Here is a 24,338-nt window from a genome sequence, read left to right as displayed (position 1 = left end):
AATTAACGTTTAATAAAAATTAAACGTTTTAAACGATTTGTATATCTACCTGACACTTGTTTTTGGACCTTGCAGCAAGTCATTTAGAGTTTGTCGTGAAGAAACGGTGAGTTGCGATGACTTTAATTAATGAGGGGGAAGCACAATGGGGAAAAGGTATTTGATATTCGCGTTATGGATCGCGTTGGTCTTGATTATGGCAGCGTGTTCTGGTGATAATGCAGACAATGGGGAGAATGCTGATTCGGAAGAGCAGGTATTTATTTTTGCGCGGGGCGCGGATTCAGTCTCACTGGATCCTGCAGAAGTGACCGACAGTGAATCGGAGAACGTGGCGCAAAGTATATTGGAAACACTGGTGACATTTGAAGAAGGTGAAACGACAGTCGCTCCTATGCTTGCTGAGGAATGGGAAGAAGCGGAGGATGGATTGGCGTATACTTTCACCTTGAAAGAAGGCGTTCAGTTCCATGACGGCACGGAGTTTAATGCCGAAGCAGTCGTTTCCAATTTTGAACGTTGGATGAATGGGGGAGCGGACCAATTCCCTATGTACGGTTCTGTATTCGGAGGGTATGAAGGAGATGAAACCCATATCATCGACTCGGTGGAAGCGGAAGGTGAAGATACCGTTAAGGTCACCTTGAACCAAGTCAAGCCGACTTTCCTGAAAGACTTGGCTTTGACGCCATTTTCCATTTCCAGTCCTGCTGCCATTGAGGAACATGGTGAAGAATACAGCGCCAACCCGGTTGGAACCGGCCCCTTCGTCTTTGATGAATGGCTGCGCAATGACCGTGTCGTGATGAATAAAAACGAGGACTACTGGCTGGAAGGCTATCCAAAGCTGGATTCTGTCATCATCCGGGCAATTCCGGATAACTCAGCCCGCTTGAATGCTTTGTTGAGCGGTGAAGTGGACATGATTGATGGTGTTGACCCTGATAATGTTGAGCAAATAGAAAACTCGGAAGACTTGAAGGTCTTGAAAAGGCCACCGCTGAACATCGGATATTTGGGAATGACAGTGACCCGCGAGCCGTTCGATGACAAATTGGTCCGCCAAGCGCTCAGCCATGCGGTCGATAAACAAGCAATGGTCGATGGCCTCTTTGCAGGGCAGGCGGAGCCGGCGAAAAACCCGATCCCGCCAAGCGTGGAAGGTTATAACGAAGACGTGGGCACTTACGAATACGACCCGGAGAAAGCGAAAGAGTTGCTGGCGGAAGCCGGATATCCGGACGGATTTGAAATGGAACTGTGGGCCATGCCCGTTCCGCGGCCTTATATGCCGGATGCCAATAAAGTAGCCGAATTCTTACAATCGAGTTTTGCTGATATCGGGGTTACGGCTAATATTGTTACTTATGAATGGGCCACTTACCTCGATCGGGCGAAAAAAGGTGAAGCGGATGCCTTTATTCTTGGGTGGACCGGAACGAATGGGGATGCGGATGACTTCATCTATTCGCTATGGCATGAAGACAATATCGGTGATTTGAATTCGACGCAGTATGCCAATGAAGAATTGAACCAGGTATTGGAGGAAGCGCGCACTATTACAGACCAAGAGCGGCGCAACGAGTTGTACAGGGAAGCGCAGGAAATTATGCATGAAGACCCGCCGATCATCCCGTTGGTTCATCCGACGCCATTATTGGCAGCCAAATCCGATATTACCGGGTTCGACCCGCATCCGACTGGCCGACTGATGACGACGAAAATTGAATTTGAATAACAGAATTATTGAAAGGCGGGGAAAATACCGCCTTTCTTTCTATGAGGTGGAATCAGAGAGGAGTTTGATTTTGATGGAAAAGGCATTTGAACACTTGGAGAAAATTTATCAGGAAATGGTGGAGATTCGCCGGGATTTACACATGAATCCCGAGCTGTCATTTAAAGAAGAGCGCACTCCGGCTTTTATCGCCGATTATTTGAACAAGCTGGGAATAGAAGTGAGAACGAAGGTAGGCGGAAATGGCGTGGTCGGCTTGTTGAGAGGCGGGAAGCCGGGCAAGACCATTGCGCTGCGGGCAGATTTTGATGCGCTGCCGATTGAAGATGAAAAAGACGTGGATTATAAATCGAAAGTTCCAGGCGTCATGCATGCCTGCGGCCACGATATCCATACGGCCGCTTTACTCGGGACGGCAAAAGCGCTGAGTTCTGTAAAAGACCAAATTCCCGGAAATGTCGTGTTCATCCATCAGCATGCCGAAGAATTGGCCCCGGGCGGCGCTGTCGCGATGGTGGAAGACGGTTGTCTCGATGGGGTGGATGAAGTATACGGCGCCCATGTGGAAGTCAATTACCCTGTTGGCCAAGTAGCGGTGAACGATGGTTACGTGCAGGCGGCATCGGACGCGTTTGACATTACTATTAACGGTAAAGGGGGACATGCGGCAGAACCGCATTGGTGTGTGGATCCGCTGGTGATCGGCAGCCATCTGGTCGTCGATCTGCAACATATCGTCAGCCGGCGCATCGACCCGCTTCAGCCCGCCTTGCTGACAGTAGGGGCTTTCAACAGCGGTGATGCCCATAATGTCATTCCGGACAAAGCGTATATCAAAGGTACCGTCCGGACATATGACAAAGAGGTCCGGGTCCAGATGGAAAATGAATTGAAGCTGATTGCGCAGAAAACCGCAGAAAAGTACAGAGCTTCCATAGATGTGGAATATTCAAAAGGGTTCATCTCGCTATATAACCATCCGAAAGAAACGCAGTACATCAAGGAGCTGGCGCAGGAAATTGTCGGGGAAGAGAATGTCGTCCGCAAACCTGCCGATATGGGCGGGGAGGACTTTGCTTATTATGTGGATGCCATACCGGGGTCTTTCTTCTGGGTAGGCGGAGGCAATCCGGCCATCGACGCCATTTACCCGCATCATCATCCGAAATTCGATGTAGACGAAAAGTCGATGCTGATTACGGGGAAAATCTTTATCGCTGCCGTTTTCAAGAATCAGTAGTGTATGATAGGAGATATAAACATCTCAAAAGGTGGGCTTTTTATGAACGATAAATTCCAGGAAGCGAGAGAGCGGATCATCGACCAGAATTCGGACAGCCAAACATTGCTTGGCATGCCGGCAACTGTGAAACGGCTCATGTCGGTCATGTATTATTACGAAAAACCGATGACACTGGAGGACATGATGGAATTGCTCGGCATGAGCAAGGCGAGCATGAGCAATGCGGTCAGGGAACTTGATGAGATCGGGCTGGTAGAGAAAGTCTGGCGAAAAGGCGAACGGAAAGATCTATACAAAGTCGAAGAAGACAATTACGAAAGCTTCTTCAAATTCTTTTCCTATCACTGGCGCAAAGTTATCAACCCTAAAACGGTTTCCATGAAAAAGTCCATTGATGAATTGAATCAGTTGCTTAAAAGTGAAGACATCGATGAAGAGACCACTGCGCTAATCCAAAAAGATCTGGAAAAACTGCATGATGGCTTGGCCTACTACGATTGGCTGAATCGCCTCATCGGCACATTTGAATCACATGAAATTTTTGACTTGGTCCCGAAATCGCCAAAGCAGCAGAAATCAGGGAAATAAACAGAAAACCTTCTTCTAACTTAAACGGTTGGAAGAAGGTTTTTTGCGGTGACCCTGTTCTTCGCACGATAGGTTATTTTGGCTTTCCGAAGGGGTATAAGATAAAAAAATCTAAACGGGAGGCGTCTAATGAAAAAAACATTCGGATCTGCGTTGATTGTCCTCATCATATTGATGCTGTCAGCCTGCGGCAGGCCAAGTGATTCAAGCTCGCAACAAGAAAGCGGAGAAGACACGTACACCATTAGAATCGGCTATTTGGTTCCCGAAGAACATTCTGCCCATATCCAGGCACTTGAGTTCAAAGAAAAACTGGAAACCGAGTCGGATGGCCGGCTGAATGTCGAGCTGTATCCAAACGGCCAATTGTATGGATCGGACCGTGAAGCGATCGAAGCCGTCCAGTTAGGGAATTTGGAAATGACGATCCCGGCAGTGGCACCGCTGGCTTCATTCAATGAAAAATTTCTCGTGTTCGATTTGCCGTTTCTGTTTGATGATTACGACGCTGCCTATAATGCGCTGGACGGGGATTTGGGGCAAGAGCTACTGGCCAGCCTGGAAGAAAACGATTTGAAAGGGCTGGCATTTGGTGAAAACGGCTTCCGTCATGTGTCCAATAATGAAGGCCCGATCGAATCCCCGGAAGATATGGAAGGCTTGAAAATGCGGACGCTTGAAAACCCGCTCCATACCGATACGTTCGAAGCATTTGGGGCCAATGCTTCGCCGTTTGCTTTTGGGGAATTGTACACGGCGCTGCAGCAAGGTACTTATGATGCGATGGAATGTCCGATTTCCTTGTACTACACGAATAAATTCTACGAAGTGCAGGACTACCTCACCTTGACTGGACATGTCTATGCAGCGGCGATATTGCTTGCGAACAACGACTTCTTTAATAGTTTGCCGGATGATCTCCAAACGCTGGTGATGGAAGCATCCGAGGAATTCCGGGACAAGCAGCGCGAACTTGCCCAGGAGCAGGATGTGGAATTCATGGAACAGCTGGAAGCGGAAGGCATGCAAATAAACGATCTGACCACTGAGCAACGAGATGAATTCCGCCAGGCGGCTCAGCCTGTCTATGAAAAGTACGAGGAACAGATCGGCAAGGATTTAATTGACCGTGCCTTGTCGGCGAATTAGTGCTGTCCCTGTGCACCACACAATTCGGACAGCCGAAACCGCGGTGTGAGGGGCTTCGGGTATGAAAACGTCCCTGTGCACCACACAATTATTCCAAGGAAAAAGGCAAGCGCAAATTAGCGCTTGCCTTTTCTCATTCATTCTCCGAAAATCTCTTCAGAAACTTCCACGATGTAGCGGAGTTTGTCCCATTGCTGCTCTTCGGTGAGGATATTGCCGTGGTGGGTCGATGCGAATCCGCATTGCGGGCTGATGCATAGCTGCTCGAGCGGCACGTATTTTGCGGCTTCTGCGACGCGTGCTTTGATCGCTTCTTTGTCTTCGAGTTCGCCGTTTTTCGAGGTGAAGACGCCGAGCACGACTTTCGGTCCGCCGTTCGGGATGTGCTCGAGTGGCTGGAAGCTGCCGGAGCGGTCGTCGTCGTATTCAAGGAAGAAGCCGTCGACTTTTTCTTTGGCGAACAAGGTAGGCGCGATCAATGCGTAGCTGCCTTCGAATGCCCAGTCGGATTGGTAATTGCCGCGGCACAAGTGAGTCGTTACGGCGAGGTCTTCCGGTTTTCCTTCGAGCACGCCGTTTGCGACGCGAAGCGCCAAGTCGATCAAATAGTCGCGATTGTATTTGCCGTCGTTGAACGGGATGTCGGGAGAAGACAATCCAGCAATGTAAACATCGTCGATCTGGATATAGCGCGCGCCGGCGTCATAGAACGCTTTGAAGGCGTCGCGGTAAGCTTGGATGACGTCTTTCGCGTAGTCTTCCAGGTCCGGGTAAATCTCTTCATCGCGGATGCCTTGATTGAAAAATTGGTTCGGGCTTGGAATCGTCAGTTTCGGAACCGCGCGGCCGCCGACGATTTCCTTGAATTCAATGAAATCGCTGAGGAAGGGATGGTTTTCATTGAATGAAATCTTGCCGGTATTGCGGACGTCGTAAGCTTCGGTTTCCACGTTTTTGAACTGGTAGCCTTTTTCCGGCGTGTAACCTTCGAAGCCATTGATATGCGCCATGAAATCGGTGTGCCAGAACGTGCGGCGGAACTCGCCGTCCGTCACCGCTTTGAGGCCGACTTCGATTTGCTTGTCGACGATGCGCTTGATTTCCGTCGTCTCGACTTCCCGCAGCTGTTCCGCTGTGATGGCACCTTCTTTGAACTGTTTGCGGGCTTCGTGAATGCTGTCGGGGCGCAATAAGCTCCCAACGTGATCCGCCTTGAATGGTGCTGTAGTTAGTTTAGGGCTTGTTTGAATAGTTGAATGGGTCATGTGAAATTCCTTCTTTCTGTTTTTAGTGTGAGTGGTGGAAATAAAAAACGGGGCTTTCTTCGAAAAGAAGAAAGCCCCGTTTATGGAAAATGCATTCTTCTTATCTTCTAGGCTTGCACCTATTGGAATTAGCACCTTGTCCTGAATCAGGGCGGTTGCTGAGACTTCACAGGGCCAAATCCCTCCGTCTCTCTTGATAAGAAATCGATTATTAAGTTAGTTGTTGGGTGATGGTGTTCACATTAAAGCAATCTTCGGATAATTGCAAGATATTTTTTTTGTCCCTGTGCACCACACAATTCAGGAAGTCCTGTATACAGGGCGAATGAATGGTGAATGCCGTAGGATAGGAGTTTTTGAATTTTTTTGTGCATTTTCATGCTTCCCGATAAATAGTCATAATTGCGCCGTGCACAGGGACAGCTACAATTCAACACACGAAGCAGCTGCAATTCACAGCGGTTTCCGGCTTTCAATGGTCAAAAACAGCCCGCCGTAATAGGACTCCACGCTCACGATTTCGAGAGGCGAACGGTTCACCAATTCGAGTGTGTCGCGGTTCAAATGGCAGCCGTCGCATAGCCTTTTCCAGACGGGTGTCAAGGATTCCTGGGTTTTGCCCATGAGTGGCTGGTCCATTTTGACGTGCTCGAACATGAGGATCCGGGCGCTGGGTTTGCTGACGCGGTGGATTTCTGCGAGCGCTTTGACGGGGTCCGGGATTGTGCAGAAGACCAATGTCGCGACGACGGTGTCGAAGCTGTTATCGGCGAAGGGCAATTGTTCCGCCACGGCTTCGTAGGTGTGGATCGGCGTTTTTGATTTCCGGATGCGCTTGCCTGCCTGTTTGCTCATCTCGGGATTCGGTTCGATGGCGTCGACCCGTTCGGCATTTTGGTAATAGCGGAAGTTCGCGCCAGTCCCGAAGCCGATCTCGAGCACGCGCCCAGTGGCTTGCTGGACGAGATTTTTGCGTATCTTCTCGAAGCGGGTTTTCTCGAGCGGTTTCATGGCCGCATCATAAATGCGGGGAAGGAATCCGGCCATAGCGATCAACTCCTGTCTTTTGGCTTGCCTGTTTCTATCCCTTCCACTTTTCCCGTTTGATGGCCTGTTTACACCGCAAATGAACAGTTCGCTGGAGATTATACAAAAACTATACATTAAGCGTTTTTAAGCTTATTATGAAGGGAATAACAAGGACAATGGCAAGGTGTTGAAGAAATCTCTGTATAGGCGGTTTCAAAGTGAACAGGAATACATATTTCATTAAAAAGGGGCGGTACATGTATGGGGAAGGCGAAGAAATCCGTAATCGTGATCGGGGGCGGCCTTGGGGGCTTGTCGGCGGCGATTTCATTGCAGCAACAAGGCTATGAGGTTTCGCTATATGAAAAGAACGGGCATATCGGCGGGAAAGTGAATCGCTTGGAGCGGGACGGCTTCGGTTTTGACCTCGGCCCGTCGATTTTGACGATGCCGCATATTTTCGACCGCCTGTTCCAGGGCAGCGGCAAGAAGATGGCGGATTATGTGCCGATGCAGCGATTGGAGCGTGAGTGGCGCTCGTTTTTCCCGGATGGCACGGTGATCGATTTGTATCACGACCTTCATTTGATGGAGCGGGCGAATCCGGCTTTGTCGAAACAGGACATGAAGGAATACTATGCGCTGCTCAAGTACGCCAAGCGGATTTACGAGACGACCGAACGCAGCTATTTGAAGGAAGGGTTCGAGTCGCCGAAAGAGGCCGTCGCACAAAACGGCATCCTCGCGACTTTGACCGGATTCGATTTGACTTCGACGATGTACAGCGCGATATCAAAGCGCATCAGCAATCCGCACCTGCGCGACATGCTCGCTTATTACGTGAAATATGTCGGTTCCTCTCCGTATAGCGCGCCGGCTGTGCTCAATATGATGATTTACATGCAGCACGCGCAAGGCTGCTGGTATGTGCCAGGCGGCATGCACAACCTGGCAGGCGGCATGGAAAGATTGGCGCGGGAAGAAGGCGTCCAGATCCATACCGGGATGGGCGTCATCCGCGCCTTGACGAGTGCGGAAGGCAAGATCACCGGTGTCGAACTCGAAGACGGAAGCTTCCAAACCGCTGATTATTACGTATCGAATATGGAAGTCATCCCGTTCTATCAAAAAATGGTCAAGGCGGAACATGAGTTTGTCGACAAACTGGAGAAGAAATACGAACCGGCAAGTTCGGGGCTGGTCTTGCATCTCGGCGTCAAGAAGACCTATCCACAATTGAACCACCATAATTTCTTCTTCTCGGACAATTTAAAAGAGCAGATGGACAAAGTATTCGAGCGCCACGAGCTGCCGGACGACCCGACAATCTATCTCGTCAACGTCAATAAGACCGACCCGAGCCAGGCGCCAGAAGGGCATGAAAATATTAAAATCCTGCCGCATATCCCGTATATCCAGGACAATCCGTTCACACCGGAGCAGTACAAGGAATTCGAAGAGCGTGTCATCGATAAGCTCGAACGCATGGGGCTCGACGGCCTGCGCGACAATATCGTCGTGCGCGACGTCTGGACACCGCATGATATCGAGCGCATCTACGGTTCGGACCGCGGCGCGATCTACGGAACCGTCTCCGACAAGAACAAGAATGGCGGCTTCAAGCACAAGAAGCAAAGCGAACTATACGACAACCTGTATTTTGTCGGCGGCACCGTCAACCCGGGCGGCGGCATGCCGATGGTGACCTTGAGCGGCCAGCAAGTGAGCGATAAGATCGTCAAGCGCGATAATCAAAACAATTAAAAATCTACAATCCTGAGACGGTTTTTTCCGTTCTTACGGCTTATGCTACTTACAATTCAAAAGGCGATGCCAATGACTTTAACAAGTCGTCGGCACCGCCTTTTTGCATGTTCATTTTCCGAGTGTTACCGGCAGTTCACGGACGCCCCGGACGATCATGCCGGGACGCCAGTCGAGTTCGTTTTCCGGAACGGCGAGCGCCATGCCGGGAAAGCGTTTCAATAGCCCATCGATCGCGATTTGGCCCTCAAGCCGTGCGAGCGGGGCGCCAAGGCAGAAATGGATGCCTTTTCCGAATGCCAGATGGGCACTTTTTTCGCGGTGGATGTCGAACAGTTCCGGGTTATCGAACTGCTCGGGGTCATGGTTCGCCGCGTTCAGCGCAACGATGACCAAATCGCCCCGGTGGATGGTTTTTCCGCCGAATTCCAGGTCTTCCGAGGCCCATCTTGACGTGCTGAATTCGACCGGCCCGTTCAAGCGCAGCGACTCTTCGATGGCCTGGCCGATCAGTTCAGGCTGGATGCATAATTCCTGCTGCTGTTCGGGATGATTCAGAAGCGTAAGTACGGTATTGCCGATCAAGTTCACGGTCGTCTCATGCCCCGCGATGATCAGCAGGGACACGAGGCCGTACAGTTCTTTTTCCGTCAGCCGGTCGCCTGCTTCTTCAGCTTCGATCAATCGGCTAATTAAGTCGTCTCCCGGTTGTTGGCGCACTTTTTGGAACCATTCACCGAGATAGCGGACAAATTCATTCATATGCTCATAAACGCTAACGCCTGCTTCGCCACTCGTGCCTTCGATGAGCGAGTTCGACCAGGTCCGGAATTTATCGCGGTCCTGTGAGGGCACGCCCAAGATTTCGCAAATGACGATGATGGGGAGCGGGAAGGCGAATTCATCAATTAAGTTGACGCTCGATTTGCCTTCGAACCCATCGAGCAAGTCGTCGGTGATTTCCTGTATGCGTGGCTTCATGCCGTCAATCATTTTCGGGGTGAACGCTTTTTGGGCGAGGCCCCGCAGCCGTTTATGGTCGGGCGGGTCGGAAAACAGCATGTTCTGGGTGAATACGCTCATCTCGTCCATGCTGCCGCCGAACAGTTTCGAGAAATCCTTGATGAAACGCGGGTCTTTCAATACGGCTTCCGCGTCGGCATAGCGTGTCACGAGCCAACCGAGCTGGCCATCCGGGAAACGCACCTGGTGCACGGGATCTTCCTCGCGCAGCCGCTTGTAAGCGGGATAAGGGTTCCGGGTGAATTCGGGGCTGAACAATTTCGTTTCGTCGTTATCATGCAAATTCATTGAAATGCCTCCTTTTTTAGTCTATACCCTGGAGCGCGCATTTCCTGTCTCGTTCCTTCCACCCATTTTTTCCCTTCTTCATGGCGTAATAAGCTGAAACGCCGCTGGCCATTCATCTCGAGGTGAATGGCCATGAAAAAGCACCGCCACCGCATTTCCCATCGGTGGCGGTGCTTATAGGGCGTTGCCTGTTCAAGATGATTTTTCAAGAGGTATCGTAAACCAGAACACGTAGCGGCCGTCTGTGAGGTGCAAGCCGATGGTGCCTTTATGGAGCTCGATGATTTCCTTCGAAATGGCGAGTCCGAGCCCGCTCACAGGCACATAAACTTGCAGCGTATAGGAGCGGTTAAAGTCGAAATTGAAGAACGGGGGGGGGCGGTCTTCGACTTCAATCGCTAGGCGCCCGCCTGCCGCTTTGGTGTTTAAGCTGAAGCCATCGCCATTGCCCAACAGCATGATGCGGGAACTTGCACCATCGCTTGGCATCGTTTCCACGCGGGAATTGTCAACCATGATTTCCATTGCCTCGATGTCTTCGGTGAAGCTTTTTTCCTCGAGCACTTTCTGCTGCGCCGGGCTCGAATTGTAGACAAGGTATATGACGATGCCGACACCCACAAGGAACACGCTCGCGATGATAATCAAAATCCTCAAGAAAGCTCCCATGTAACCATTTCCTTTCAGCTTGAAATTCATTTGATTTGTTGGCGAATCAGGTTCTAGTGCTTGAACAGGAATAAAAAGATGTCTTTATTTTACTATAAATATCAGAAAAGTCAGTTTATTTTATTGGAAACATGCTATATTAATAAATATAGGAAGATGGTGGAAGAAGATTCGCCGCCAGCCGGTCAAACCGGAAATTCTTAGGCAAGGGAGGATGCCAATATGTGGAACATAAAAAAGCGGGTTTTCATCGATCGACGGGTGGGGGAGGTCCATCAATTCGCTACGAATCCGAAGCACTGGTATCAATGGTATGCGGGCTTATCGGAAGCTGAAAACCTGAAAGGCAAAGGCGGCAAGGGCACGAGCATGGATCTGATGTATTTCTTTTTCGGGAGGGGCTTGGAAATGCATGTACTGGTCGTGGAAAATGCTCCGGTAGGAGATGGATATGTTTGGCGTTGCTTGATCAGCGGGGCTTTTGACGGCAACCAGACGTGGCGGTATTTACCAGTGGAAAACGGCACGGAAGTCCAGTTTGAAATGGATTACGATCTTCCGGGCAGCATCTTCGGGAAAATGGCCAATACGCTTTACATCAAAAAACTGATGAACAACTCAATCGAACTGACCTTGCAAAACTTGAAGGACATCAGTGAAAGCGATTGAGCTGCCAAGGTGGTCTAAGAAGTCGGATGGAAAGTTTCCGGCGTGCCTTTGCGCTCGAAAAAGGTAAGCCGAATAGCTGGAGGAGGGTTATGCAGTGGAGCAAAATCAAAAACGCGATTATTCCCAGATTCCCTTTACCGGTTTGGGTTTGATATTCGGGACGGCGATCGGTGCCATTGTCGCCCTTATCCTGACAGGGGATATCATCTGGGCCGGGGCAGGGACAGGCGTGGGGCTCGTTCTCGGCGCAGCGATCGATGGCATGAAAAAGCGCAAATAAGGTTTATGATGCTGGAAATGAAAATCTGTTGCGGAAAAGAGGAGATTGACATGAATAAGTATTTGGCGGAATTTATCGGGACTTTCATTTTAGTGTTTTTAGGGACAGGGACAGCCGTCGTGTTGGGCGGCTATACAGGGGGGACGGAAACTGGTTATCTTGGGGTGACCGCCATTGCGTTCGCGTTCGGGCTGTCAATCGTGGCAGCGGCGTACGCAATCGGCCATATCTCAGGTTGCCATGTGAATCCGGCTGTTTCGCTTGCCGTCTGGATATCGGGCAATTTAAGCGCCAAGGAATTCGGCGGCTATGTCGTCGCACAAATTGTCGGGGCTTTTGCCGGCACTGCGTTTTTGGCCTTCCTGGTCGCGAGTTCCACCAGCCTAGAAGGATTCGGGGCAAACGGCTATGGCGGTTTGAGTGCGGTCGGCTTAAACCTGGGCGGGGCATTTGCCGTTGAAGTGGCGCTGACCTTCATCTTCGTGTTGGCGATTCTCGGTGTCACCTCGAGCAAGGCAACATCCCATATGGGCGGGCTCGTCATCGGCTTGACGCTGACGCTCGTCCACTTGATCGGCATTCCGCTCACGGGGACGTCGGTCAACCCGGCGAGAAGCTTGTCGCCGGCTGTTTTTGCCGGAGGCGATGCGCTTGCACAAGTGTGGGTGTTCATCGCGGCGCCTTTGATAGGGGCAGCGATTGCGGCAATGGTATTCAAATCGTTCTTCTTCGTCAAGGAAGAAACGGGAATTGAAGTAGCCGGCGATTCGGATGGCGAGGAATTGATCAAATAAGAGACACCTCAATTTGAAATGAAGCTTCATATGCGAAAACCACCCGGAATTTGGGTGGTTTTTTGATGATAAAGGAGAACAAAGCCCAAGTGGTGAATTTTACCAGATGAAAGTTCATCAACCAAAAAGTGAGTGAGACATTGTGGAATTCAAATTGGGAAACGGCACACTGATGTTGCTGGAACTTCATATCGTGGTAATGGCAATCCTCATCATTTAATTTGCTGTCCAAATGGAGCAAGGAAGTGGAAAGCGGGCGCATCAAAATCTTCATCTATTTTCTGGTCGCCGCCTATGTCATGCCGGTTCTTTCCTACAGCACCTTGGAATACGATTTCGAGCTTTGGGTGCCAGCGGGCTTCGTGCTCGCGTTCTTTTACATTTTCCGGAAAGAACGATACCATCCCGCTAAAATGAAAGCCAGTGTGCTCGGGCTGGCCGTGGCGCTCTACCAGATTGCCGGCCATATGTGCTAAAGCCCAGCAGCCATTAGTCGCTGGGCCTGTGCCATTCCGGGAATCGTCGGGCTTTTACCGGCAAGCGTTCTGGAACAAGTTCAATCAATAATGATTGCTTTTCCCTGTTCGCGAAGCGATTTCAATGAGTCGAGCATATGGTTGATCTGCTCTTCGCTATGGCGTTCCCAGGAAGCGAGTTCCGCCACGATTTTCAATGGTTCTTTGGAGCGGTAGGAACGTGTCGGGTTTCCGGGAAAGCGCTTGTCGGTCAAATTCGGGTCGTTTTCGAATTCGCCTGTCGGTTCGACAATGTAGATCCGTTCCGGCGAATCCGTCGCAGCGAGTTCCGCGCCCCATTTGGCTGCTTCGAGCGTGGCGGTGAAATAGATATAGTTGGATTTCTTGTCCTGGAAGTTGGATGGGTTCTGGGCCTCCAGCAAATCTCCTATTGCCAGTTGCGCTTTTGTCCCGTGGAAGAAAGGGCCAAGGTCCAACACTTCTGTCGATTCATTCATCATTTTAGCCTCCAATCTCAGTTCGGTATCCTGATTATAGGGCAGAAGCTGCTGAAAAAGTAGGCTGCAACTAATTTTTTCATTCAGGTATAATAAGAGTAGAGAGTAAGCTCGGCAGCCCGATTTTCATTATCGCAATGAGAAATCGGGCTATTTTTATGCCTGCGGGTAGCTGGGAGTCCATTCGTTTAACGGCTTCTTCAGCGGGTAGATATGGATATACGTTTTAACTATAAAAGAAGAGGTGTCCACGAATGAAACATAATGTGACTATCAAACATAAACTCGGCCTCGGCACAGCGCCGCTCGGGAATATGTTCCGGGACGTGCCGGAAGACGAAGCGATGGCGACGATCGAGTCGGCCTGGAACGAAGGCATCCGTTATTTTGACACGGCGCCGTTTTACGGGGCAGGGCTCGCGGAACTGCGGCTCGGTGAAGCGTTATCTTCTTACGATCGCGACGACTATTTGCTGAGCTCGAAAGTCGGCCGCATCGTATTGGACGAGGAAGAGGAAAAAGAAGGGTTGTTCGAATTCGGCCGCAAAAATAAAATCCACACCGACTACACGGAATCGGGCACGCTGCGTTCGATTGAAGACAGCTTGAAGCGCCTGAAGACGGACCGCTTGGATATGGTCTATGTGCATGATATCTCCCCGGACTTTCTCGGTGATGAATGGATCACGAAATTCGATGAGGCACGCCACGGCGCCTTCAAAGTGCTCGACCGCCTGAGAGACGAAGGCGTCATCAAGGCGTGGGGCCTTGGCGTCAATATGACCACGCCGATCGAAGTCGCACTCGAGCTCGAAGAAGCGCATCCTGATTTGAGCTTGTCCGCGACGCAGTATACCTTGCTGCAGCATGAACGCGCATTGGAACGCATGATGCCGCTTGCCGAAAAAACGGATGGCGGCCTTGTCATCGGTTCGGCGTTCAACTCCGGCGCTTTGCTCGGCGGCGATCATTTCGATTATGCGGAAATCACGCCGGAAATCAAAGAGCGGGTGGCGCGTTTCAATGAAGCCGCCCAAAATCACGGCGTGCAGTTGAAAGATGCCGCACTGCAATTTTCAACTGCGCATCCAGCAGTCAAGGCGGTCGTCACGGGGTCCACTCGCCCAGGCCATATCAAGGAAGACTTGGCTGCGATGACAGCCGACATCCCGCCCGCTTTCTGGGACGAAATCGTCGACAAGGGCCTCGTCTCCCCGAAAGCGCCTTTGCCGAAAAATGATAATGAAGAACAATAAAAGGTTCCGGCCAGCTGGCCGGAACCTTTTGTCATGGATATAACAGCTTTCCCGAATCGCCAGGGGAAGCCGTTATGAAGTGACATCAGCCCTGCGGCGCATGGTAGATTTCCTCATATGGCTGGACGACGACGAAGCCGTTGCCGGAGAATTTCATCTGCACGGATTCCCCGCTGCCTCTGCCGAAAAAGCTTTTCAACTGCACATCGGTGACGAAATCCGGTTCCAAATTGCCTGACCACGCGACAGTCGCATTCGGGTCGGTGAATACCGGCGTATCCGGCGTGACGAGCAAAGTGAGCGGCTCGTAATGGGACGTGAACGCGACAAGGCCGTGCCCTTCCAACCGGACATTGAACAATCCGCCGGCCATCATCCCGGCGACGCGGCGCATCAATTTGATGTCCCAGTCGAGCCCGTCCTGAAACGCCAGCAAATCGTTGCCGTTGATGAAGATGCTTTCGCCTTCAAGGTCGAGGATGGTGATTTTCTTGCCGCTGTCCGCGACGTAGAGTTTGCCTTGGCCGTTCGCTTTCATCAATTGGGCGCCTTCTCCGCTGAGCGCTTTTTTGACGAATTTCCCGAGGCCGTGCTCGAGCATGCCTTCGCGCTCGAATCGGATATTGCCTTCATAGGATATCATCGAGCCCGCCTTGGCCCACACCTGGCCGTTCAAATTCACTTCGAGCAGGCGGTCCGTTTCGAGTTCGAAAAAGTCACGCGCGCTTTCTTCCTGTTTCGTTTGCTGGACAAATTGCTTGATGGAATACTTCGACATGGATGATCCCCCCTTTTAGTGGCTAGTACGTAATACGTGCCAAATGTTGGAGGGTTCCGGTATAGGTGAAATTAATCGGCTGCGCGGGGAATGTTTGTTCATTTACGGGTAAAGAACAGCATGGGCAGTTTTGAGGAGGGAGGGATATTCATGAACATCGGCGTCATCGGAACCGGCAATATCGCCACGTATTTACTCGAACAAGTGAATGAAAACCATATGGCGGATGGGCAGATCACCGCCGTGTTCGGGCGCAATATGGAAGCGGGGACGCGTTTGAAAGAACGCTTCGGCATGGAGTTTTACACCGATCTAGGCGAATTCCTGTCGACCCCGGTCGATACGGTCGTGGAAGCAGTGACAGTGGATGCGGCAAGGCTGTTTTTGGAAGAAGTGGTGGGCCATAAAAAAGACCTCATCGTCAGCAGCATCGGCGTGTTCAAGGACTTCGCGTTCCTGGATGAACTGGCGAAACTTGCGGAAACGAACGGCACACACGTCTATCTGCCGTCCGGCGCGATCGGCGGATTGGACGTTCTGCAATCGGCAAGGGCGCTGGGCGGATTGGAATCTGTCCGTCTTACGACACGAAAATCGCCCATGTCGCTCGGGATGGAGACGGATCGTGAACAAGTTCTGTTCGACGGGACGGCATTTGATGCGGTGGGCGAATTCCCGAAGAACATCAATGTGGCTTTAGTGCTTGCGATTGCGGGCATCGGGGTGCACGAGACGAAAGTGCGCATCATCGTCGACCCGACCGTGGAACGCAATACGCACACGATCGAAGCGCAAGGGGATTTCGGCAAGATGCAGCTGCAGGTCGAAAACAACCCGATGGCAGCGAACCCGAAAACCAGTTTGCTGGCGGCCTTGAGCATTCTGTCGGTGCTGCAGAATAAAGGCAAGTCATTGAAGATTGGGAATTAATACATGCCAGTGGAAAAAAAGGATTTATAAAGCGAGTAATGAAGTAAATAGCCAGTGATCAAGGAAAGGGGTACGAAGAAATGGAAAACGTAAAAGAAGGATTCATTTCCGTGACCGGGGGCAAGGTGTGGTACCGCATCACCGGCAAAGGGCCCGGCATCCCGCTGTTGCTGTTGCACGGAGGGCCGGGCATGAAAAGCAGCGACAGCGACCCGCTGCGGCAATTAGGGACAGAGCGGCCGGTCATCCAGTACGACCAGCTCGGCTGCGGAAAATCGGAGCGGCCGGACGATGATTCGCTTTGGGCCGTGGAGCGCTACGTCGAAGAGCTTGGGCAAGTGATCCAGGCGCTCGAACTGGAAGAAGTCCATCTGCTCGGCCATTCCTGGGGGACGATGCTCGCCGCTTCCTATCTGTTTACGAAACCGGGCGGCGTGCGCAGCGTCATCTTCTCGGGTCCTGCCCTGGACGCCCAGCGCTGGGAGCGGGACCAGCGCGCTTATTTGAAGCAATTTCCGGAACAGGTGCAAAAGACGATCGAGGAGAATGAAAGCCGGGGGACGACCGATTCAGGCCACTACCAGGAAGCGATGATGCAGTATTACAAAACCCATATGTGCCGCGTCGACCCTTGGCCAGAAGAGCTGTCGGAAGATCTCGATCAACTGAACCCGAATGTCTATAATTATATGTGGGGAGCGTCGGAATTTACCGTCACCGGCACCTTGAAGCATTTCGATGCGACGGAGCGCCTGCATGAAATCGGTATCCCGGCCTTGTTTACTTGCGGCCGTTACGACGAAGCCACACCCGAAGCGACGGAATATTATGCAAGCCTCGTCCCGGATGCGGAATTCCATGTCTTCGAGAACAGTTCACATATGCCCGCAATCGAAGAACCCGAAGCGTACCTTGAAACCGTGCGCGAGTGGGTCAATCGCCAGGAAATGAAGCCGGGTGCGTAAAGCGATTAATTGCCAAACGGATGCTATGATAAAGACGAACCGCAAGCACAAGCGGTTCGTTATTTTAATGGGGATAAATCGGCAATAACCAGAGGAGAGATGGCCATGAACCAAGATCAATGGCAACTTGCGACAAAAGCCTTATCCGCGGTAACAGTAACAGCACAGCCCGATAATGAACCGGTGATAATCTTAGGAATTGCAGAAGGCTTTCATTGCATCGGTGTCGGTACGGACGCCGCCGTGTTCCGTTCCGGGAACTTCCCGGAATATGCGTTCAAAGTATACGCAGAAGGCAAAAAGGACAAGCTTGAAGCTGAAGCGAAGGTATATGAACACATCGGCCAGTCTCCTTATTTTTCGGCTTGCTACGGAAGGGACGAACGCATGCTGGCACTGAAATTCGAGGAAGGCCCGACTTTATTCGACTGTCTGCTGCAAGGCATTTATGTACCGGAACAAGTAATGATGGATGTGGAAAAAGCGCGCGATTACATCCGTGAAATCGGCTTGAATCCTCGGGATATCCATTTGAAAAACATCATCTTGCAAAACGGGCGCGCCAAATTGCTCGATGTGTCCGAATACATCAAGCCCGGCAATGATTTTCGCTGGGAACACCTGAAAAAAGCCTATGAGGAGTATTATTCGATCATCGATGGCAAACCGGTGCCATTCTGGCTGCTCGACACGATCCGCAAATGGTACCACCATTGGAACCGTTATTCCGCTTCGTTTGAAGAATTCATGCGCATTGTGTCCAAGCAATTGAATTACAGGAAATAATAGTTGTAATGAAAGGCTTTCCGGTATGAAAAGCCTTTTTTCCCTCTGTGAATGAAATCAGGAGTCAACTAAATATAGTTGAATTCAAAATTTTATATATTCTTCAAGAAAATTCGTATTTGTATATAATGAGGGGAGGAACGAACTAGAGCAATAGACTTAGGGGGATTTGTAAATGATCAAACGAAATAAAGCTTGGTCTTTGGCGCTGGCTGCCAGTTTGGCCATGGCGCTGGCTGCATGCGGCGGCGAAGAGCAACCAGCTTCCGATACGGACAGCACTGCAGGAAACGGCCAATTGGATAGCGTCCAGGAACTGCGCTTGACGACAGGATCCGGGATCCCGTCCATGGATTCCGTATTGGCGGATGATGCAGTATCGTTCACCATGTTGAACAATGCCGGTGAAGGCCTCTACCGGCTGGATCAGCAGAACACCCCCATCCCAGCGATGGCGTCCGGCGAACCTGAAATCAGTGAAGACGGATTGACTTACACATTTACGTTGCGCGATGCGAATTGGTCGGACGGATCGCCCGTGACGGCGCATGATTTTGTCTTTGCATGGCAGCGCGCCGCCGACTCGGAAACAGGATCCACATACGGGCCGTATATGATGGCAGGCACGATCAAGAACGCCGATGCGATCGCACAAGGCGAATTGGATAAATCGGAGCTCGGCATTTCCGCACAAGACGATAAGACCTTGGCCGTGTCACTCGAACGCCCGATTCCCTATTTCCTGTCGTTGATGGCATTCGGCACGTTTTACCCGCAAAAAGAAGCGTACGTAGCGGAGCACGGGGACCAGTACGCCATGGATTCGGGCAAGCTGCTATCGAACGGGCCCTTCGTATTGGCGAATTGGGAAGCTGCTGCGATGTCGTGGGAGCTGGAGAAAAACCCCGAATATTGGGATGCAGAAAATGTGAAATTGGATAAAGTCGAATTCAATATCGTCCCGGATCCAGGGACCGGCGTCAATTTATACGAGACAGGGGAAGCGGACCGTGCCGGGCTGGCTGGCGAATTTGCCATGCAGTACGCGGAAGATGAAGAAGTCGTGCGCGTACTGAAGCCATCTGTCTATTATTTGCAATTCAACCAGGAACGCGAAGGCGAGCCGACGCCGCTTGCGAATCCGAAATTGCGCAAAGCCTTGGCACTGTCGTTCAACAAACAGGATCTGGCCGACGTCGTCCTCGCCAACGGATCGATCCCGGCAGATTTCCTGGTGCCGACGGAATTTACCTTTGATGTGAATAATGAAGATTTCCGCAAGGTGAATGGCGATATGATGGAATTCAATGCGGAACAAGCAAAAGCCTTGTGGGCTGAAGGCTTGGAAGAACAAGGTTTGACCGAAGTGACACTTGAATATTTGAGCGGCGATACGGAACTGTCGAAAAAAATCGACGCCTATATGAAAGACCAGATGGAAGGCAATCTGGAAGGCTTGACGCTCAAGATGAGCCAAGTTCCGTTCAACGTCCTGCTCGATAAAAACGAAGCGCAGGATTACGATATCCAAAGCACCGGCTGGGGCCCTGATTTCCAGGATCCGATCACTTTCCTTGATATGTTTGCGACCGAATCACCTCAAAACACGATGTCGTATTCCAATGAAAAATTGGATGCACTGCTGGAACAGGCGGACGGCGAACTCGCCTTGAAGCCCGAAGAGCGCTGGCAGGCGTTAGCGGAAGCGGAGAAAATCATCGTCGAAGAGGATGCAGCTATTGCAAACATGTACCAGTTCGGCAGCATGGCGCTCCAAAAACCGTATGTGCACGATGTCATCGCGCACCCGTTCACCGGTGACTTCAGCTATAAATGGGCTTATATTTCGGGAAGGGAATAACTAAAAGGGGGGATGGCGGCGGCCATCCTCCTTTTTCAACTGCCGGAAAGCTTCCGCCCCTTGCCGGCTCCCATCCAATCCGGCCGATTTCCACTGGAATGGAAGCGGACCGGAGTCTCGGTATCGGGGAAAGCCATTCATTATCCAACCAACAGGTGGTTAATATAAACATTTTTTAACAAATAAGGGGGTTGTCACGAAACGGATATAGTAATATTGTAGACAGATGAATAGAGTGATCGGAAAAAATTAGTTTAAGGTATTTGCCTATGGACACCAACGATCAGTTGGCAGGAATGGAGATATGGTATGGTGAATGATCAAACGCGGTATTCGAGGCTTGCGAACATCACACGGATTGTCAATATGAAACTGGATTTGCATGAAGTGCTGCAGCAGGTCACGACGGCAATTTCCGAGGAAATTATGCGATGCGACTCTGTCGGGATCTTTTTGCCGCAAGGCGACGGCACTTTCCGCGGGTTTGCGGGAAAGCCGGAATTGATGAGCGGCGTGACGCTGCAATCGCAAATTATCGATCCGGAAACGGACCCTTTGGCAGCGGAATTGATAAAGACAAGGAAAACCATTTATATAGCGGACACGTCAAAAGATAAGCGTCCGGACTTGAGGCCCGTAGGAGCTTTTCGAATCAAGTCCTTATTGGCGCTGCCGATTTCCTATGAACAGGAATTTATCGGGATGGTTTTCCTGTTCGATCACGGCACACCGATGAATTTGACACAAACAGAGATTGAAAGCGTTGAAGCTTACGTAAACATGGCAGCGGTCGCAATCCAAAACGCCAAAACCCTCCATCAAAAGGAAAAGCTGTTGGCGGAAAAGCAAGTATTGCTTGACCTTACCCGCGAACTGTCTTTCTGTTCGACGATCCGGGAAAGCTTGGAGGTTTGCTTCGCCTATTTGAAACGGGCATTTGGCGGCGGGTATTTTGCCGCGCATGTCGTAAAACCGCCGGGCGCTAAAGGCGGCACGGCGGTTCCGTTTCACGCCGCCGAAGGAATGTCTGAACAGGGCTGGGAGGCGTATCTCGATACAACGGGCTTAACCGAAAGTTATGCGGAATTGGTCAGCCGGGCCATTTCACAAAAAGAGCCGATCCGGATCGATCTGGGCGCTCGCGGGGAACTGTTGCTGCTGCCGATGATATCGATGGGGGAAGTCCATGGCGTGATTTCCACGGCATGCGGCGGCATGGCGGATCAGACGGGCATGGATACGCAGATTCCTTTCGTGCAATCCATTATCGAGGCCATTGCTCCGGTGTTTTCGAATTTGCTTCATAAAGACCGATTGGAAGGCATGGTCGAAGAGCGGACAAGTGCACTGTATGCCGCGAACAAGCGGGTCAATAGCGTGGTCGAAAGCATCACGGACGGTTTTTTCGTGCTCAATAAAGACTGGGAATATACCTATATCAACCAGCATCATTTCCTGCCGGGAGGCCACACGGCGGAGGAGGTGCTCGGCAAAAAGATCTGGGATGTGTTTCCTCAAACTGTCGATACCATCATCTATACCGAGTTCCATCGCGCCATGGACGACCGGGTGACCGTCCGTTTTGAAACCCGATCCGATGTGGAAGATTTCTGGTTTGAAATAACCGCCTATCCTTTCGATGACGGCATCTGCTGTATGATGAAAAATATCAAAGAAAAGAAGAAATACGAAAACGAACTGAAAAGGCTCGCCAATCTGGACCTGATCGGCCAGATGGCGGCCGGGATCAGCCACGAGATTCGCAATCCGATGACGACGGTGCGGGGCTTTCTGCAATTGATGGTGGCCAATGAGCAATTGGAGCCGCACGCTGCGCATTTCAATTTGATGATCGATGAATTGGACCGGGCGAATGCCATCATCACTGAATTTCTATCGGTCGGCAATACGCGGACTTCCGATATGAAAATGATGAACCTGAATACGATTCTCGAGGATATTTCGCCATTGATCAAAGTCGATACCTCCAACCAGAACAAACAAATCCGTATTTACACGCAAGAAGTGCCGGAATTATTGCTGAACCATAATGAAATCCGGCAATTGATCATCAATTTATACCGGAATGGGCTTGAAGCGATGGAGGAAGGGCAGATATTGACCATCGGCACCTATCCGGAAAACGGAAATTGCGTGGTGCTGGCAGTGCAGGATCAGGGCAGCGGCATTGATCCCGCCATCATCGATAAAATCGGCACGCCTTTTTATACGACAAAAGAACAAGGCACGGGCCTCGGACTGGGAATCTGTTACGCAGTGGCGGCACGCCATAATGCGACGATCGACATCGAAACAGGACCCGGAGGCACCATCTTTTTCACGAAGTTTCCAATCGAACCGGAGCCACAAGGCACGCATTGATCTCTTCATGGCGGAACTGGGCGATTCCATAAAGAAAACGCCTTTCACAAAGCAAGAGGCGTTTCAGGCTGCCGGGAAAGCCCGGCAGCTATTGGTATTCCGTTCCAGCCGTATCCGTTTCGCCGCCCTTCTAGATATCGGGCATGGCTAGGGTTTCTGGATAAGCATAAAAGGAGGAGGGCGATTGCCCTCCTCCTTTTATTTTGTGTATTTAGGTTAGAACGCGCCCGAACCGCCGCCACCGCCGCCGACTCCGCCTCCAGTCCCGGCCATCCCGCCGCCGCTTGCGCTGGCAGTTGCACTTGTTGTGGTGCTTGCCGAAACGAACACGGCCGTCATGAGGATGGGGTTCATGGCGAAGCCGGAGACATCGTTTGCCGGTTCTGCCGGGGTGAAGGCCTTCGCTTTTCGCTCGGCCGTTTTCAGATCGCTGCCGAGCAGATACGCATAAGCGCGCTGCTTTTCATCCATCGTCAGCTGTTCCCATTGCCCGGCCGGCAATTGTTCCATCGCGGTTTTCATGCTGCGCCATTCATAGCGCACTCGGTGGCCTTCGCGCGTGATCGGCGAGTAGCCGACCGCAAACACGAAAGCGAGCATCGCAAGCGCAATGGAAATGGCCATCCAAGGCAAGAGCCCGTAAATACCTGACACGATGGCGAGGCCGATAAAGACAGCGCTCAACACGCCGGTTCCCCAGCGCAGGCCGATATGTTTTTCATAAAAGTCGTGGGCCGTCACTTCGGCTTTCACTTCTTTATTCCACTCGGTGGTCGCTGCGTTATAGTCTTCATGGTTGAGTTCATTTTTCGTATAGGCCTCAACTTGTTCAAGCGTGAACGCCTGGCCGTCTCCGATCGTATCGAACAATAGCCCGATCAGCACCGCTTCGTGCGGGTGGTCGGTACTGCGGTCAAGCAGTTCAAAATGGTCGTCCGACAGTTGGCGGATCTTGCCTTTTCGCATCAAATCCAAAATCGCCGCCGACATGCCGTTCGCCGCTACATAATTCGGGTGGGTGAAATGGAGCAGCGCGGGAATGCTCATCGAATCTTCCGGCACGAAAAATTTATAAGTTCCGCTCCGGGCCTCCCGCTTGCGCCGGGATGCCTCGATCCAAGCGAATGATACGAGCCCGATGAGGAGTGCGCCCAGTATCGCGATGGCGGGAATCCCGATGGCTTTTGCGCGTTGCTGGTTGCGGGCGAACACCGCTGCCTCGTTTTCGAGCTCTTCGCGGCCATTCGCGAGTTCGTCGCGCACCGTGCCGTCCTGGGCTATAACGCCTGGGAACAACCCCGGTTCAAAAATCGCGCGGATGTCCGCATTTTCCCCGGATGGCACATCGCCTAAGTCGAACACTATAGTACCGTCTTCTCGAATGTCTGTGGTATCGAACGCCTCGCCGTATCCGAGCGCTTCGGATTCACTGGACGGGGCAGGCGGGATGACCGTAATCGTCATATCGCCGTAGTCGCTTTCGTTACTGGCATCAAAGAACGGCCAGTAGAATTCGGCGCCATCTTCGAATTTCTCGACAGCCCCGACGATCCGGTAGTTCAGTTCGACTTGGGTTGTATCGCCGTCATTGCCGGAGCGATAGATTTTGTACAGGCCATCTTCAACTTCCACTTCCAAGTCCCGTCGGCTGTCGCTCGCGGTAAACTCCTCGATCGACGTGCCTTCTTTCGGATTCAGGCTTCTCGTGATGCCCTCGAAATCATCCTCGAATTCATACGTGAACTGTTCGGTCACATCTACCGTACCGTCTTCATTCAACTGGGCCTCGATCTCCACATCCGTAATATCGAAATCAATGGCAAACGCCTGGGCCGGGACGAGCAGCATGAAAATGAACAAAACGAATGCCAAGCCTTTTTTGTTCTTCACGATTCATCACCTCTTGTA

Annotated in this window: 22 protein-coding genes and 1 riboswitch; of the genes, 15 read left to right on the top strand and 7 right to left on the bottom strand. The window is 51.4% G+C overall.

The features are described 5' to 3' along the window. The first annotated feature begins 145 nt into the window (after positions 1–145). The 4 genes from DP119_RS10720 to DP119_RS10705 all read left to right on the top strand — a co-directional run bounded on the left by DP119_RS10720 (position 146) and on the right by DP119_RS10705 (position 4,718). Positions 146–1,738 (top strand): ABC transporter substrate-binding protein, encoded by a 1,593-nt coding sequence (locus tag DP119_RS10720; RefSeq protein WP_112233170.1) that lies wholly within the window; start codon positions 146–148, stop codon positions 1,736–1,738. A gap of 73 nt (positions 1,739–1,811) precedes the next feature. After that, positions 1,812–2,978, top strand: a complete 1,167-nt coding sequence (locus tag DP119_RS10715; RefSeq protein WP_338066449.1) for a M20 family metallopeptidase — start codon at positions 1,812–1,814, stop codon at positions 2,976–2,978. A gap of 42 nt (positions 2,979–3,020) precedes the next feature. Further along, positions 3,021–3,569 (top strand): GbsR/MarR family transcriptional regulator, encoded by a 549-nt coding sequence (locus DP119_RS10710; protein ID WP_112233168.1) that lies wholly within the window; start codon positions 3,021–3,023, stop codon positions 3,567–3,569. Positions 3,570–3,698: 129 nt separating this feature from the next. Beyond that, complete coding sequence (locus tag DP119_RS10705; RefSeq protein ID WP_112233167.1) at positions 3,699–4,718, top strand: TRAP transporter substrate-binding protein; 1,020 nt, start codon at positions 3,699–3,701, stop codon at positions 4,716–4,718. Positions 4,719–4,855: 137 nt separating this feature from the next. Here DP119_RS10705 and DP119_RS10700 read toward each other — a convergent pair whose 3' ends face one another. Together DP119_RS10700 and DP119_RS10695 are read right to left on the bottom strand one after the other, a co-directional pair. Next, positions 4,856–5,983 carry a 5-methyltetrahydropteroyltriglutamate--homocysteine S-methyltransferase gene (locus DP119_RS10700; protein ID WP_112233166.1) on the bottom strand — a complete coding sequence of 376 codons (1,128 nt, stop codon included), beginning with the start codon at positions 5,981–5,983 and terminating at the stop codon, positions 4,856–4,858. 97 nt (positions 5,984–6,080) lie between these two features. Next, positions 6,081–6,186: riboswitch (SAM riboswitch) on the bottom strand. A 250-nt stretch (positions 6,187–6,436) separates the two neighbouring features. Next, the gene (locus DP119_RS10695) at positions 6,437–7,030 is read right to left on the bottom strand and encodes a class I SAM-dependent methyltransferase (RefSeq protein WP_112233165.1); all 594 of its coding nucleotides are present in this window, start codon (positions 7,028–7,030) and stop codon (positions 6,437–6,439) included. Positions 7,031–7,273: 243 nt separating this feature from the next. On the opposite strand from DP119_RS10695, the gene DP119_RS10690 reads away from it, so the two are divergent. Beyond that, complete coding sequence (locus tag DP119_RS10690; RefSeq protein WP_112233164.1) at positions 7,274–8,776, top strand: phytoene desaturase family protein; 1,503 nt, start codon at positions 7,274–7,276, stop codon at positions 8,774–8,776. 111 nt (positions 8,777–8,887) lie between these two features. Here DP119_RS10690 and DP119_RS10685 read toward each other — a convergent pair whose 3' ends face one another. Together DP119_RS10685 and DP119_RS10680 are read right to left on the bottom strand one after the other, a co-directional pair. Continuing rightward, positions 8,888–10,087: a cytochrome P450 family protein gene (locus tag DP119_RS10685; RefSeq protein WP_112233163.1), complete on the bottom strand. Its 1,200-nt coding sequence runs from the start codon at positions 10,085–10,087 to the stop codon at positions 8,888–8,890. Between the two features lie 192 nt (positions 10,088–10,279). Beyond that, a complete protein-coding gene (locus tag DP119_RS10680; RefSeq protein ID WP_146747870.1) occupies positions 10,280–10,744 on the bottom strand; it encodes a histidine kinase in 465 nt (154 codons plus the stop codon). A 234-nt stretch (positions 10,745–10,978) separates the two neighbouring features. Between DP119_RS10680 and DP119_RS10675 the strand changes: the two genes are divergently transcribed. From DP119_RS10675 to DP119_RS10660, 4 genes are all read left to right on the top strand, one after another. Then, positions 10,979–11,425: an SRPBCC family protein gene (locus DP119_RS10675; protein WP_068872340.1), complete on the top strand. Its 447-nt coding sequence runs from the start codon at positions 10,979–10,981 to the stop codon at positions 11,423–11,425. Between the two features lie 94 nt (positions 11,426–11,519). Continuing rightward, positions 11,520–11,705: a hypothetical protein gene (locus tag DP119_RS10670; RefSeq protein WP_068872342.1), complete on the top strand. Its 186-nt coding sequence runs from the start codon at positions 11,520–11,522 to the stop codon at positions 11,703–11,705. A gap of 50 nt (positions 11,706–11,755) precedes the next feature. Next, on the top strand, positions 11,756–12,499 hold the full coding sequence (locus DP119_RS10665) for an aquaporin (RefSeq protein ID WP_112233161.1): 744 nt from the start codon (positions 11,756–11,758) through the stop codon (positions 12,497–12,499). A 245-nt stretch (positions 12,500–12,744) separates the two neighbouring features. Next, on the top strand, positions 12,745–12,975 hold the full coding sequence (locus DP119_RS10660) for a hypothetical protein (protein ID WP_240616421.1): 231 nt from the start codon (positions 12,745–12,747) through the stop codon (positions 12,973–12,975). 80 nt (positions 12,976–13,055) lie between these two features. On the opposite strand, the gene arr is transcribed toward DP119_RS10660, so the two are convergent. Beyond that, positions 13,056–13,472 carry an NAD(+)--rifampin ADP-ribosyltransferase gene (gene arr, locus DP119_RS10655; protein WP_112233160.1) on the bottom strand — a complete coding sequence of 139 codons (417 nt, stop codon included), beginning with the start codon at positions 13,470–13,472 and terminating at the stop codon, positions 13,056–13,058. A gap of 254 nt (positions 13,473–13,726) precedes the next feature. Here arr and DP119_RS10650 point away from each other — a divergent pair, with 254 nt between their 5' ends. After that, a complete protein-coding gene (locus DP119_RS10650; RefSeq protein ID WP_112233159.1) occupies positions 13,727–14,728 on the top strand; it encodes an aldo/keto reductase in 1,002 nt (333 codons plus the stop codon). 85 nt (positions 14,729–14,813) lie between these two features. On the opposite strand, the gene DP119_RS10645 is transcribed toward DP119_RS10650, so the two are convergent. Next, positions 14,814–15,506, bottom strand: a complete 693-nt coding sequence (locus DP119_RS10645; RefSeq protein ID WP_112233158.1) for an AIM24 family protein — start codon at positions 15,504–15,506, stop codon at positions 14,814–14,816. 150 nt (positions 15,507–15,656) lie between these two features. Here DP119_RS10645 and nadX point away from each other — a divergent pair, with 150 nt between their 5' ends. The 5 genes from nadX (at position 15,657) to DP119_RS10620 (ending at position 22,430) form a co-directional block, all read left to right on the top strand. Next, the gene (gene nadX, locus DP119_RS10640; protein WP_112233157.1) at positions 15,657–16,436 is read left to right on the top strand and encodes an aspartate dehydrogenase; all 780 of its coding nucleotides are present in this window, start codon (positions 15,657–15,659) and stop codon (positions 16,434–16,436) included. An 80-nt stretch (positions 16,437–16,516) separates the two neighbouring features. Further along, entirely contained in the window at positions 16,517–17,401 is an 885-nt protein-coding gene (locus tag DP119_RS10635) for a proline iminopeptidase-family hydrolase (protein ID WP_112233156.1), read from the top strand. Between the two features lie 105 nt (positions 17,402–17,506). Next, on the top strand, positions 17,507–18,187 hold the full coding sequence (locus DP119_RS10630; protein WP_112233155.1) for a protein kinase family protein: 681 nt from the start codon (positions 17,507–17,509) through the stop codon (positions 18,185–18,187). Positions 18,188–18,362: 175 nt separating this feature from the next. Beyond that, positions 18,363–20,048, top strand: a complete 1,686-nt coding sequence (locus tag DP119_RS10625; protein WP_240616420.1) for a peptide ABC transporter substrate-binding protein — start codon at positions 18,363–18,365, stop codon at positions 20,046–20,048. A 309-nt stretch (positions 20,049–20,357) separates the two neighbouring features. Beyond that, entirely contained in the window at positions 20,358–22,430 is a 2,073-nt protein-coding gene (locus DP119_RS10620) for a GAF domain-containing sensor histidine kinase (protein ID WP_112233154.1), read from the top strand. A gap of 216 nt (positions 22,431–22,646) precedes the next feature. Here the strand turns inward: DP119_RS10620 and DP119_RS10615 are convergent, their stop codons facing one another. After that, on the bottom strand, positions 22,647–24,320 hold the full coding sequence (locus DP119_RS10615; protein ID WP_112233153.1) for a DUF2207 domain-containing protein: 1,674 nt from the start codon (positions 24,318–24,320) through the stop codon (positions 22,647–22,649). Positions 24,321–24,338: the final 18 nt, after the last annotated feature.

The sequence above is a fragment of the Planococcus maitriensis genome (assembly GCF_003289925.1).
Classification (GTDB): domain Bacteria; phylum Bacillota; class Bacilli; order Bacillales_A; family Planococcaceae; genus Planococcus; species Planococcus maitriensis.
This window is presented reverse-complemented; position numbering and strand designations above follow the sequence as displayed.